Here is an 11,985-nt window from a genome sequence, read left to right as displayed (position 1 = left end):
CTATCGATGGTCTGGAAAAGATGCTGGATAATAAAGCATGACCCGCTTGACGGCTAGCACCGTCGGAGACCCTTGTAATGCCTGACCAAGATGTACGCCTGCAACACCTGAAAGTTTGGCTGGATGAGCAGTTGGTAACCTTGTATGAGGACCAGGGTTGGGGTGTCGTACCCCCGGCCACGTTGACTTCGGCCAGTAGCGACGCGAGCTTCAGACGCTATTTTCGCTGGGAGGGCGAGGGTCGGACTTTTGTCGTCATGGACGCGCCGCCCCCCCAGGAAAACTGTAAGCCATTCGTCGATATCGCTGATTTGCTGCGTATCAGCCAGATAAATGTGCCAAAAATTTATGCTCAGGACCTCGAGCGCGGTTTTCTTTTGCTCAACGACCTGGGCAATAAAACATTCCTCGACGTGATTAACAGCACCAATGCCGATGAGTTGTTCAAAGACGCCATTGAAGCCTTGCTGGCTTTTCAGCAACTGCCGATGAAAGCACCTTTGCCCAGCTATGACGTTGCTTTGCTGCGTCGCGAACTGGAGTTGTTTCCCGAGTGGTACGTGCGCCGTCATTTGGGTGTAGAGCTCGATGAGCAGCAACAGGCTGCCTGGCAGCGGGTCAGCGCGCTGTTGATCGACAGTGCGTTGCAGCAGCCCCAGGTACTGGTCCATCGCGACTTTATGCCGCGCAACCTGATGCTCAGTATCCCCAACCCCGGGGTTCTGGATTTCCAGGACGCGGTGTATGGCCCGGTCACTTACGACATTACCTGTCTGTTCAAGGACGCCTTTCTCAGTTGGCCGGAAGAGCGTGTGCGCGCCTGGCTGCGCGACTACTGGGAACTGGCCTTGCCACTGGGCATCCCGGTGGGGGCGGATTTCGAGGCGTTCCTGCAAGCCAGTGATCTGATGGGTGTGCAGCGACACCTGAAGGTGATCGGTATCTTTGCGCGCATCTGCCATCGTGATGGCAAACCACGCTATCTGGCTGACGTGCCGCGCTTCTTCTCTTATATAGAAGCGGTGCTGGCACGCCGTCCTGAACTGGCGGAACTAGGCGAGCTGTTCCACAGCCTTGGCCTGCGTGCCGGGGCGGACCTATGAAGGCCATGATTCTGGCAGCGGGCAAAGGTGAACGCCTGCGGCCGCTGACCTTGCATACTCCCAAGCCGTTGATACGGGCTGGCGGCGTGCCTTTGATCGAGTACCACCTGCGGGCGCTGGCGGCGGCGGGCTTTACCGAGATCGTAATCAACCACGCCTGGCTGGGTCAGCAAATAGAAGATCATCTGGGCGATGGTTCGCGTTTTGGCGTGAGTATCCAGTACTCCGCTGAAGGCGAACCGCTGGAGACCGGCGGCGGCATTTTTAAAGCATTGCCGTTACTGGGCGATCAGCCCTTTGCTGTGATCAATGGCGATATATGGACCGACTACGACTTTGCAGGCTTGCGTCAGCCGCTCACAGGCCTGGCGCATCTGGTTCTGGTCGATAACCCGGCACACCATCCGGGCGGTGACTTTTACCTGCAGGGCGCGCAAGTTCTCGATGCGCTGCCGGGTGTCGACGCCCTGACCTACAGTGGCATCGCAGTGCTTAGCCCCGGCTTATTCGCGGGGGCTACGCCTTGCGCATTCAAACTCGCCCCCTTGCTGCGCAAAGCCATGGCCGACGGACAGGTGACGGGCGAGCGTTTACAGGGGCATTGGGTCGATGTGGGGACCCATGAGCGTTTGGCCGAAGTTGAATCGTTGATCAAGGGCAAACACTAAAATGTTGTGGCCAGGGACTCTTGTCGGAGCCGGTGCCGGCTTTTTCATTGCCAGCATTCCGGGGGCCATGCTCGGTGCTTTACTGGGGCAGGCGCTGGACCGGCGTCTGCAGTTGCACAGCTGGGCGCAGTTGCGTGAACGCTTGGGCGGTCGCCCGGCGTTGCGCAACGATGAACTGTTGTTTGTGCTGCTTGGACGGCTGGCCAAAAGCGGCGGCAGGGTGGTGGACAAGCACATTGAGCAAGCGCGCCAGGAAATGCGTCAGCTCGACATGTCCGGCCCGGCGCAGCAGCGGGCCATTGCCGCGTTCAATCGTGGCAAATCGCAGAATGACTCCCTGCGCGGCTATCTACGACGCCTGAAAGCCCAGCCCCATGCAGCAGAAGGTGTGCTGCGCGCCGGGTGGAGGATGATTTTGGCTGACGGTCGTATCGATCCCCGGGAGCGCGAGTTGATCGTGTTGTGGGGGCACTGGCTGGGCTGGACGGCGCAACAGGTGCAGGCGCTGGGCCCAGACTATGAACCGCATAGAAAACCACTGGCCACCCGTGATGGCACCTACCAGCAATCGTTAGTCCTGCTGGGGGTAACGGCGAGTACGGAGCCGGATCAGATCAAACGCGCCTATCGGCGTTTGCTCAGTCGTCATCACCCGGACAAGGTTGCCGGCAGCGGCGCGAGTCCGGCTCAGGTGCGCGAGGCCACGGAAAAAACCCGCGAACTGCACCACGCCTACGCCATGATTCGCGAGCAGCGCGGGTTTCGTTAACGGCCTGGCGGCTACTTGTAGGCAGGCTGCGGGCTGAGCCAGCCGCGTACTCGGCGAAACAGCTGTTCCTGCTCGGCTTCCTTATTGCCCGGGATGGCGTTCAGGGCAACTTGAGTGAAATTCGTACGGCTTACCCGTTGGCTGGCCTGTCGTCGTTGCAAGGCGGCCTTGCGGGCCAGCGGCTGGTCTTTGTAGAAGATATCCAATTGCGCCAGCGAGAGATTCGGCGTCAATTGGCTCAAATCAGGTTCAACTCCGGTCGGTGTCTGCGCGGCGATCAGGATCAGTCTGGGCAGCTGGGCTGGTTGCTTTTCGCTCACATAGCGCGCAGCCCAATAGGCGCCGGTACCGTGGCCAAGCAGCACCAGGCTGCGCATGTTTTGCTGTTGGGCGAAGGCAATGGCAGCGTCAATACGGGCGTAAATCCGCTCGGCATCCGCTTTGCTCATGGCCTCAAACGTCTCGGCCGGTGGCGCTTCAGTCGTGTTTTCGGTGCCGATACTGGCCGCCTGCTCGATGGGTTTGGCTGTGGTGCTGGCCTCTTTGCTGCTAGTGTTCGGCGCCGGGGGTGCGGGAGGTGCCTGTGGTTCGGCCTGGCGCGGCTGGCTGGCCTGGCTTTGCATGTCCGGCAAGCTCAGACTCAGGCTGGCCCAGTTGGCATCCGGCAGTTTGTTGCGCAGCGGGCCCACAGTCAGTGGCCAGTCTGCACTTTCGCTTGCTCCCGGTACGATAATCACCGCGCCACTGGGGTCGCTGCTATTGGCGGGCCTCCAGAGTGCGAGAAAACTGTCTTGCCCGGCCTGCAGTTGTTGTTGCTGGTTTTTCGGTAGCTGGCGCTCAAGAGCCGTTTCGTCTTCCATGCTGCGTTCGGGCAGCTGTGGGCGTATTTCCGGCTGAGCTTGTGCAGGCTCTGGTGCCGGCTCCGGATCAGCCGCCAGTACCGGCAAGGCGTGTGGCAGGAACAACCACAGGCACAGCGCTGCAAGTGCCGGGCGCAAAGAAAACATAGGTGATTCCAGGCCAGAAGTAATCCAGGCAGCCTAATGGGTTGATCAGCATTTGTCAGGGTATGAGTGTTCCGATGAAGCGTTTTTGCTATCTGTTAATGATCGGCTGGTTATCGTTGCCCTTGATGGTCAATGCCGCGTCCATGCCTGCGGCGCAGTTGAGCCCGGAGCAACAGCAATGGCTGGCGCAGCACGGGCAGCTGCGCGTCGGCCTGGTGTTACAGGCGCCCTATGCCAAATTTGATCAACGTTTGCAGCGATTGTCCGGGGCCAACGTCGAATTGATGAAATGGCTGGCGCAGAGTCTGGGCATCGACCTGGTCTGGCATAACTATGCCGATCTGGCGCAACTGGAGCAGGCCGCCCGAGCCGGCGAGATCGACCTGGCGCCCGGGCTGACGCAGACCCCGGCGGGCTTGCGGCTGTGGCTTTTTTCTGACCCTTACATGCGGGTTCCGCATTTGTTGGTGGGCGAGCGCAACGCCGGCGGCTCTGTGGACCTGGAGCGGGTGGACAGCCAGGTCCGGGTCGCGGTGCGAATGCCCAGTTCTGCCGCCGATTATCTGCGCAGCAGCTATCCCGGTCTCAATCTGCAGGGCGTGTCCCTCGAGCGCCAGGCCTTGCAGTTGTTGTTGAGCCAGCAAGCAACCTACGCGGTGGTTGATGAAGCGCAACTGACCCGGCTGTCGGCCGAGCCCGAGTTCGCCGGGCTGGCGGTGGTCGGTGACATTGGTTTGCCACAGTTGTTGCGGGTGGCCACCCGCCGCGACTGGCCGCAACTGGCCGGTATCGTGGAGCGCGGGCTGCATGCCATTCCTGCACGGGACATGGAGCAACTGCACAGCCACTGGCTGCAACCCAAGTACCCTAAGCTCGGCCCGTCTCCCGGCTTCTGGCAGAACCTGTGCTTGTTGATCGGTGTGCTATTACTGGCCTGCATGGCAATCATGTTCTGGCAGCGTCGCCAGCAGACGGCCCTGGAGCGAGCACTGCTCCGTGCCCGTGAAGACATTGCCCTGGGCACCGCCAGTGCTGAAGCCTTGCGCTTGACTCAGTTTTCTATCGATCAAAGCCCGATGGGGATTTTGTGGGTTAACTGGGATAGTCATGTGCGCTATGCCAATCAGGCGGCAGAAGACATGCTCGGGTATCCGCCGGGGGCCGTGCTGGATCGCCCCCTGAGAGATTTTGAGCCGGGCCTGGACATGGACCGCTGGTTGACTTTATGGCGCCGCGCCCGTGCCAGCGAAGAAGCAGTGCAACGGATTGAAACCCATTGCATCCGCGCCGATGGCAGCGAGTTTCCGGCCGACGTGACCTTGAGTTTTCTGCGCTTCAAAGATGCTGAATACCTGGTGGTTTACCTGAATGACATCACCGAACGCCGCCGGGTACAGGCTGCCTTGCAGGAAAGTGATGCGCGTTTGCAGGGTATTGCCGCCAATGTCCCGGGACTGGTCTTTCGCCTGGAGCGTTCGTTGCTGACCGGCGAACTGGACTTCCCCTACATCAGCGAAGGCAGCGAGAGCCTGGCGGGGTATTCCCCGACTACCTTGCGTCAGCGTGAAGTGGGGCTGCGCAGCCTCGTGCATCCGGATGACCGGGCGGATTACCACCGGGTTCAGGACCTGGCGCTGGACAGCGACAGCGACTGGTCATGGCAGGGCCGCATCCTGACCCGTCAGGGCCAGCAACGCTGGGCCGAGATCAAGGCCATCACCCGCAGCCTGGAAGATGGCACCGTGGTCTGGGACGGCATCGTCTGGGACATCAGCGAGAGCAAACGCATTGAGCTGGAACTGGATAGTTCGCGCGGACAGCTGCGGGAGCTGTCGGCCCACCTTGAAAGTGTGCGTGAAGAGGAAAAGGCTCATATTGCCCGTGAGGTTCACGATGAGCTGGGGCAGATGCTGACGGTCCTCAAGCTGGAGACCTCAATGTGCGAGCTGGCCTATGCCGAGCTGGATCCGGGGCTGCGCGAGCGCCTCAACAGCATGAAAAAGCTGATTGCGCAGTTGTTCCAGCTGGTACGTGATGTGGCCACGGCCCTGCGTCCACCTATCCTGGATGCCGGCATCAGTTCCGCCATCGAATGGCAGGCCCGGCGTTTTGAAGCGCGCACGCAAATCCCTTGCCTGGTGCAGGTGCCGGAATATTTGCCGGCGCTGGGGGGGGCCAAGGAAGTCAGCCTGTTCAGAATCATGCAGGAGGCCCTGACCAACGTAATGCGCCACGCCCACGCCCAGACGGTAGAGTTGACCTTGAGCCTGGAGGGCAACGACTTGTGCCTGAGCATCAGCGATGATGGCCAGGGTTTTGTGCCCGCCACCGGCAAGCCGACTTCATTCGGCCTGGTCGGTATGCGCGAGCGCGTCCTGATGTTGGGCGGTACCCTGACTTTGCACAGTGTGCCGGGTGAGGGGACGCTGTTGAGTGTGCGGGTGCCGCTGCTCCCGGCGTCTTGAGTGCCCTTTGAATAAGGAAATATCCGTGATTCGAGTACTGGTAGCTGAAGACCACACCATAGTGCGCGAGGGCATCAAACAGTTGATTGGCCTGGCCAAGGATCTGCTGGTGGTGGGCGAGGCGAGCAACGGCGAACAGTTGCTGGAAACCCTGCGCCATGTGCAGTGTGAGGTGGTGCTGTTGGATATATCCATGCCCGGGGTCAACGGCCTGGAAGCTATTCCGCGGATTCGCGCCCTGAACAACCCGCCGGCCATTCTTGTGTTATCGATGCATGACGAAGCGCAAATGGCGGCCCGCGCCCTGAAGTTCGGTGCCGCCGGTTATGCCACCAAAGACAGTGATCCGGCGCTGTTGTTGATGGCGATTCGCAAGGTTGCGGCGGGCGGGCGCTATATCGATCCGGACCTGGCCGACCGCATGGTATTTGAGGTCGGATTGACAGATGAAAGGCCATTGCACGCATTGTTGTCCGAGCGTGAGTTTTCTGTTTTCGAGCGCCTGGCCCAGGGTGTGAATGTCAACGAAATCGCCCAGCAACTGGCCCTGAGCAGTAAAACCATCAGCACCCACAAAGCGCGCTTGATGCAAAAGCTGCATATCAACTCATTGGCGGAGCTGGTGAAATACGCCATGGAGCACAAGTTGCTCTGAATGTAACCTGGCCGGTCGCGGTACTGCCGATCGCAGCTTGCGGCCGCGACGGCATATCTCGCGCATACCTGATTACGACACTTTCATGAGGTGTCTTTGCCCAGCCACTGGGCCCGCCCCAATCAACCATCCAAATCGCGACAACCCTGTAGGGCTATCCCTACAAGAAGCCTTCCAGCCTCCTGATGTGAATCTCTCCTGCGCCCCGATTTCTGTGGGCTGGCGCCTTCTTTAGTCTTGGGCTACGGCAGTCCAAAACAAAAGGTGTGGCTATGAGTGAGGTCGGTGCAAGCGCTGGGGCGAGTGAGATACTGGTCAGCTTCCGTGGCGTGCAAAAAAGCTACGACGGCGAAAACCTGATCGTCAAGGATCTCAATCTGGATATTCGCAAAGGCGAATTTCTGACCTTGCTCGGGCCGTCCGGTTCGGGCAAAACCACCAGCCTGATGATGCTGGCCGGTTTCGAAACACCAACCGCCGGCGAGATTTTACTGGCCGGGCGCGCGATCAATCACGTGCCACCGCACAAGCGCGACATCGGCATGGTGTTCCAGAACTACGCACTGTTCCCCCATATGACCGTGGCGGAAAACCTTGGTTTTCCGCTGTCGGTGCGCGGCCTCAATCGAACCGATATCAGCGAACGGGTCAAGCGCGTGCTGAGCATGGTGCAGCTGGATGCCTTCGCCCAGCGTTACCCGGCCCAGTTGTCCGGTGGTCAGCAACAGCGGGTCGCGCTGGCGCGGGCGCTGGTGTTCGAACCGCAGCTGGTGCTGATGGATGAACCGCTGGGGGCTCTGGACAAACAACTGCGCGAGCACATGCAGATGGAGATCAAGCATCTGCATCAACGTCTGGGCGTGACGGTGGTCTATGTCACCCATGACCAGGGCGAAGCCTTGACCATGTCCGACCGGGTAGCGGTATTCCATCAGGGTGAAATCCAGCAGATTGCCCCGCCCCGTACCCTCTACGAAGAGCCGAAAAACACCTTTGTCGCCAACTTCATCGGCGAAAACAACCGCCTCAGTGGCCGTCTGCACAGTCAGGACGGTGAGCGCTGCGTGGTCGAGCTGGGGCGCGGTGAGAAAGTCCAGGCACTGGCGGTAAACGTGGGGCGAACGGGTGATCCGGTGACCCTGTCGATACGGCCTGAGCGCATCTGTCTCAATGGTTCCAGCGAAGCCTGCGCCAACCGTTTCTCGGGCCGCGTCGAAGAGTTTATTTATCTGGGCGATCACGTCCGGGTGCGCATGGAAGTGTGCGGCAAGACCGATTTTTTTGTGAAACAGCCGATTGCTGAACTGGACCCCTCCCTGGCCGTCGGTGACGTCGTGCCGCTGGGCTGGCAGGTCGAACATGTACGTGCGCTGGACCCTCTCTTAGAGGCGAATTAATCGCCCCGGCTTCACCAACCCTGCACAGTGGAGAACAAAAAATGCATACATCCCTGAAGTTCACGGCCTTGAGTCTGGGTCTGATGTTCGCAGCCAATGCCCTGGCCGCAACCGATCTGACCGTGGTGTCGTTTGGCGGTGCGAACAAGGCGGCTCAGGTCAAAGCCTTCTATGCACCCTGGGAAGCCAAAGGCGAGGGCAAAATCATCGCCGGTGAATACAACGGCGAAATGGCCAAGATCAAGGCCATGGTCGACACCAAAAGCATTTCCTGGGACCTGGTAGAAGTCGAATCGCCGGAGCTGTCCCGCGGTTGCGATGAAGACATGTTCGAAGCGCTGGACCCGGCCCTGTTCGGTAATCCTGAGCAGTACGTCAAAGGGGCGATTCAGACCTGCGGTGCCGGCTTCTTCGTCTGGTCCACCGTGCTGGCCTACAACGCCGACAAGTTGAAAACTGCGCCCACCAGCTGGGCAGACTTCTGGGACACCAAAACCTTCCCCGGCAAACGCGGCCTGCGCAAGGGCGCCAAGTACACCCTGGAATTTGCCTTGATGGCCGACGGTGTAGCGCCCAAGGATGTGTACAAGGTGCTGGCGAGCAAGGAAGGGCAGAACCGCGCCTTCAAAAAGCTGGATGAACTCAAGCCGAGCATCCAGTGGTGGGAAGCGGGCGCACAGCCGCCGCAGTACCTGGCTTCCGGTGATGTGGTGATGAGTTCGGCATACAACGGCCGCATCGCAGCCGTGCAGAAAGAAAGCAATCTGAAGATTGTGTGGAACGGCGGGATTTATGACTTTGATGCATGGGCCATTCCCAAAGGCCTGAGCAAAGACAAGGCCGAAGTGGCGAAGAAGTTCATCGCTTTCACCCTGCAGCCGCAACAGCAGAGCCTGTACTCGCAAAACATCGCCTACGGCCCGGCCAACAAGGAGGCCATGCCACTGTTGCCTGAAGCCGTGCAGGCAGACATGCCGACCGCTGCACAAAACATCGCCAATCAGGTGCAGATCGACGTCACCTTCTGGGCTGACAACGGCGAGCAGCTGGAGCAGCGCTTCAACGCTTGGGCTGCCAAGTAAGCAGTGCTGACATGCGGCGCAGCTGATCAGGGCGCGCCGCCATCGTTTAAAGATTTTCGGAGTTCGCCATGGCCATCGCCGTTCCCCTGAACGAGGTCTCCAGCCCCACGTTGAAGAAGCGCCTGGCGCATGCCGAGCGGATTAACCGCTGGAAAGCGCAGGCGCTGATTGCACCGTTGGTTATTTTTTTGCTGCTGGTGTTCCTGGTACCAATCGCGGCCCTGCTCTACAAAAGTGTCGGCAACCCGGAAGTGGTTGGGGGATTGCCACGCACGGTAGTGGCGGTGGCCAGTTGGGATGGCAAAGGCCTGCCCGCGGAACCGGTCTACCAGTCCCTTAGCGAAGACCTGGCCGAGGCCCGCAAGAATCAGGTTCTGGGCGACTTGTCCAAGCGCCTGAACATGGAGCTGGCCGGTTATCGCAGTTTGCTGATGAAAACCGCCAAGGCGCTGCCGTTCAAGGCGGTACCCGAGTCATATAAAGAAGCGATGGAAGCCCTCGACGAGCGTTGGGGCGACCCGGCGTACTGGCAGGCGATCAAGCGCAACACTTCAAGCGTGACCCCGTTTTATCTGCTGGCGGCTGTCGATCACCGGATCGATGACCTGGGCGAAATTGCTCCCGCCACACCGGACCAATCGATCTATCTGGATATTTTCGCCCGTACCTTCTGGATGGGCCTGGTGATCACCTGTATCTGCCTGGTGCTGGCCTATCCGCTGGCGTATTTGCTGGCCAATCTTCCCGCTCGGCAAAGCAACCTGCTGATGATCCTGGTGCTGTTGCCATTCTGGACCTCGGTACTGGTGCGGGTCGCGGCCTGGATTGTGCTGCTGCAGTCAGGGGGGCTGATCAACAGTGCGCTGATGAGCCTGGGGGTGATCGATCAGCCGCTGGAGCTGGTGTTCAACCGTACCGGGGTGTACATCTCGATGGTGCACATTCTGCTGCCGTTCATGATCTTGCCGATTTACAGCGTGATGAAAGGTATTTCACCGACCTATATGCGGGCGGCGATCTCATTGGGCTGTCATCCATTTGCGAGCTTCTGGCGGGTGTATTTCCCGCAAACCTATGCCGGAGTCGGGGCGGGCTGCTTGCTGGTCTTCATCATCGCCATCGGTTACTACATCACCCCGGCGTTGCTCGGCAGCCCGAATGATCAAATGGTCAGCTACTTCGTGGCGTTCTACACCAACACCAGTATCAACTGGGGCATGGCGACGGCCCTGGGCGGTTTGTTGTTGCTGGCGACCGTGGTGCTGTATCTGATTTACAACTGGCTGGTGGGCGCTAGTCGCCTGCGTTTGAGTTAAGGAGACCGCCATGCTTAGCCCTTATATGTCACCTGTCGAGCGGGTCTGGTATTACAGTTTGCGCATTCTTTGCGGGCTGATTCTGTTGTTTCTGATCTTGCCGGTGCTGGTGATCATTCCGTTGTCGTTCAACTCGGGCAGCTTTCTGGTGTATCCGTTGCAGGGGTTCTCGCTGCACTGGTATCAGGACTTTTTCGCTTCGTCAGAATGGATGCGGGCCTTGCGCAACAGCATCATCGTGGCGCCGGCGGCCACGGTGCTGGCAATGGTCTTTGGCACGCTGGCGGCCATTGGCCTGACCCGCAGCGACTTCCCCGGCAAGGCGCTGGTCATGGCGCTGGTGATATCGCCCATGGTGGTGCCGGTGGTGATTATCGGTGTGGCCAGCTACCTGTTCTTTGCACCGCTGGGGTTTGGCAACAGCTTCCTGTCCCTGATCGTGGTGCATGCGGTGTTGGGAGTGCCATTCGTGATCATCACGGTCTCGGCCACTTTGCAGGGGTTCAATCAGAATCTGGTGCGCGCTGCAGCCAGTCTGGGGGCTTCACCTCTGACCGCCTTTCGCCGGGTGACCTTGCCGCTGATTGCGCCGGGAGTCATTTCGGGCGCGCTGTTCGCTTTTGCAACCTCGTTCGATGAGGTAGTGGTCACCCTGTTCCTGGCGGGCCCGGAGCAGGCAACGTTGCCGCGGCAGATGTTCAGCGGCATCCGTGAAAACCTCAGTCCGACCATTGCTGCGGCAGCTACCTTGCTGATCGCGTTCTCGGTGGTATTGCTGCTGACGCTCGAGTGGTTGCGCGGGCGCAGCGAGAAACTGCGCACGGCCCAGGCCTAGCCCTTAGATCCAGCAGGCATCCCACAGGGGGTAATCCCCGATCCGCGTGGCGAGACCTGCGCGGATCGGGTTTTTGACGATATGACGGGCGGCAGCCTTGAGGTCTTCCTCCTGGCGTAATGCTCTGTCGTGATATCCCTTTTGCCATAGACGACCGCTGGATTGAGCGGCCTGATTGATTGCCACGCAACTGCGTGACTTGATCCGGCACATCAGTTCGCCCAGTGTTTTGCTGCGTAATTCGATTAACCAGTGACAATGATCTGGCATGACCACCCAGGCAATAGAGTTGACGATGCCTTCGTCGTGGGCGTCCCTGAGTTGATTGACCAGCAGGCGCCCTGACTGAAAGTTTTCGAATACCGGGCGCCGATTGTCGGTGACTGTTGTGAGCAGATAGATCCGGCCATGTTCTGAGTAGCGACCTTTCAATAGTTGATGACTGCTAAATGAGTGTGGCATTCCTTTGCCCTCATGATGGTGGGTGTTGTTTAACTTAAGACTGCAACACAACAGACGACTGCTTCTTGGTTCACAAGATATTTCTGGAAGGTTCTTCGGCCCTTTTCGCAGCAGGTTAATGATCGGTTACGGCTCTGTAGTTGCTGCCGAAGGCTGCGATCGGGTGCGAAGCGGCCGTATGAGATGCGTCGTCACGCAGTCAATCATCACCGCCCGGTGTTCGGGG

The 11,985-nt window shown here is 59.4% G+C and carries 11 protein-coding genes; 9 read left to right on the top strand and 2 right to left on the bottom strand.

Annotation, left to right across the window (positions count from 1 at the left end; genetic code table 11):
- The first annotated feature begins 77 nt into the window (after positions 1-77).
- The 3 genes from JQ845_RS18285 to JQ845_RS18275 are packed head-to-tail and all read left to right on the top strand — an operon-like array spanning position 78 to position 2,540.
- Positions 78-1,103, top strand: a complete 1,026-nt coding sequence (locus tag JQ845_RS18285) for an aminoglycoside phosphotransferase family protein (protein ID WP_127196499.1) — start codon at positions 78-80, stop codon at positions 1,101-1,103.
- Complete coding sequence (gene murU, locus JQ845_RS18280) at positions 1,100-1,771, top strand: N-acetylmuramate alpha-1-phosphate uridylyltransferase MurU (protein ID WP_003444496.1); 672 nt, start codon at positions 1,100-1,102, stop codon at positions 1,769-1,771. The genes JQ845_RS18285 and murU overlap by 4 nt, the downstream gene beginning before the upstream one ends.
- Before the next feature lies 1 nt (position 1,772).
- Complete coding sequence (locus JQ845_RS18275) at positions 1,773-2,540, top strand: TerB family tellurite resistance protein (RefSeq protein ID WP_003444495.1); 768 nt, start codon at positions 1,773-1,775, stop codon at positions 2,538-2,540.
- 11 nt (positions 2,541-2,551) lie between these two features.
- Here JQ845_RS18275 and JQ845_RS18270 read toward each other — a convergent pair whose 3' ends face one another.
- On the bottom strand, positions 2,552-3,547 hold the full coding sequence (locus tag JQ845_RS18270; RefSeq protein ID WP_203009329.1) for an alpha/beta hydrolase family protein: 996 nt from the start codon (positions 3,545-3,547) through the stop codon (positions 2,552-2,554).
- 74 nt (positions 3,548-3,621) lie between these two features.
- Here JQ845_RS18270 and JQ845_RS18265 point away from each other — a divergent pair, with 74 nt between their 5' ends.
- The 6 genes from JQ845_RS18265 (at position 3,622) to JQ845_RS18240 (ending at position 11,297) form a co-directional block, all read left to right on the top strand.
- Entirely contained in the window at positions 3,622-6,012 is a 2,391-nt protein-coding gene (locus tag JQ845_RS18265; RefSeq protein WP_203009328.1) for a PAS domain-containing sensor histidine kinase, read from the top strand.
- A 25-nt stretch (positions 6,013-6,037) separates the two neighbouring features.
- Positions 6,038-6,667, top strand: a complete 630-nt coding sequence (locus JQ845_RS18260; RefSeq protein WP_003444492.1) for a response regulator — start codon at positions 6,038-6,040, stop codon at positions 6,665-6,667.
- 272 nt (positions 6,668-6,939) lie between these two features.
- On the top strand, positions 6,940-8,064 hold the full coding sequence (locus JQ845_RS18255; protein WP_160626656.1) for an ABC transporter ATP-binding protein: 1,125 nt from the start codon (positions 6,940-6,942) through the stop codon (positions 8,062-8,064).
- 41 nt (positions 8,065-8,105) lie between these two features.
- Positions 8,106-9,146, top strand: coding sequence for an ABC transporter substrate-binding protein (locus tag JQ845_RS18250; protein ID WP_003444490.1), 1,041 nt, complete (start codon positions 8,106-8,108; stop codon positions 9,144-9,146).
- Between the two features lie 68 nt (positions 9,147-9,214).
- Positions 9,215-10,462, top strand: coding sequence for an ABC transporter permease (locus tag JQ845_RS18245; RefSeq protein ID WP_203009327.1), 1,248 nt, complete (start codon positions 9,215-9,217; stop codon positions 10,460-10,462).
- Positions 10,463-10,472: 10 nt separating this feature from the next.
- Positions 10,473-11,297, top strand: a complete 825-nt coding sequence (locus JQ845_RS18240) for an ABC transporter permease (RefSeq protein WP_003444486.1) — start codon at positions 10,473-10,475, stop codon at positions 11,295-11,297.
- A 3-nt stretch (positions 11,298-11,300) separates the two neighbouring features.
- Here JQ845_RS18240 and JQ845_RS18235 read toward each other — a convergent pair whose 3' ends face one another.
- Positions 11,301-11,759 (bottom strand): REP-associated tyrosine transposase, encoded by a 459-nt coding sequence (locus JQ845_RS18235; RefSeq protein WP_003444484.1) that lies wholly within the window; start codon positions 11,757-11,759, stop codon positions 11,301-11,303.
- Positions 11,760-11,985: the final 226 nt, after the last annotated feature.

This window comes from Pseudomonas paraversuta (genome assembly GCF_904063065.1).
In the GTDB taxonomy this organism is placed as follows: domain Bacteria; phylum Pseudomonadota; class Gammaproteobacteria; order Pseudomonadales; family Pseudomonadaceae; genus Aquipseudomonas; species Aquipseudomonas paraversuta.
The sequence above is the reverse complement of the archived record's forward strand: the minus strand, read 5'-3'. Positions and strand labels throughout refer to the sequence as shown.

What these genes read in the sequence shown, in the direction of transcription:
- JQ845_RS18250 (WP_003444490.1), top strand. Translation starts at nt 8,106, where the DNA reads ATGCATACATCCCTGAAGTTCACGGCCTTGAGTCTGGGTCTGATGTTC.
- JQ845_RS18245 (WP_203009327.1), top strand. Translation starts at nt 9,215, where the DNA reads ATGGCCATCGCCGTTCCCCTGAACGAGGTCTCCAGCCCCACGTTGAAG.
- JQ845_RS18235 (WP_003444484.1), bottom strand. Translation starts at nt 11,759, where the DNA reads ATGCCACACTCATTTAGCAGTCATCAACTATTGAAAGGTCGCTACTCA.
- murU (WP_003444496.1), top strand. Translation starts at nt 1,100, where the DNA reads ATGAAGGCCATGATTCTGGCAGCGGGCAAAGGTGAACGCCTGCGGCCG.
- JQ845_RS18275 (WP_003444495.1), top strand. Translation starts at nt 1,773, where the DNA reads ATGTTGTGGCCAGGGACTCTTGTCGGAGCCGGTGCCGGCTTTTTCATT.
- JQ845_RS18265 (WP_203009328.1), top strand. Translation starts at nt 3,622, where the DNA reads ATGAAGCGTTTTTGCTATCTGTTAATGATCGGCTGGTTATCGTTGCCC.
- JQ845_RS18255 (WP_160626656.1), top strand. Translation starts at nt 6,940, where the DNA reads ATGAGTGAGGTCGGTGCAAGCGCTGGGGCGAGTGAGATACTGGTCAGC.
- JQ845_RS18270 (WP_203009329.1), bottom strand. Translation starts at nt 3,547, where the DNA reads ATGTTTTCTTTGCGCCCGGCACTTGCAGCGCTGTGCCTGTGGTTGTTC.
- JQ845_RS18285 (WP_127196499.1), top strand. Translation starts at nt 78, where the DNA reads ATGCCTGACCAAGATGTACGCCTGCAACACCTGAAAGTTTGGCTGGAT.
- JQ845_RS18240 (WP_003444486.1), top strand. Translation starts at nt 10,473, where the DNA reads ATGCTTAGCCCTTATATGTCACCTGTCGAGCGGGTCTGGTATTACAGT.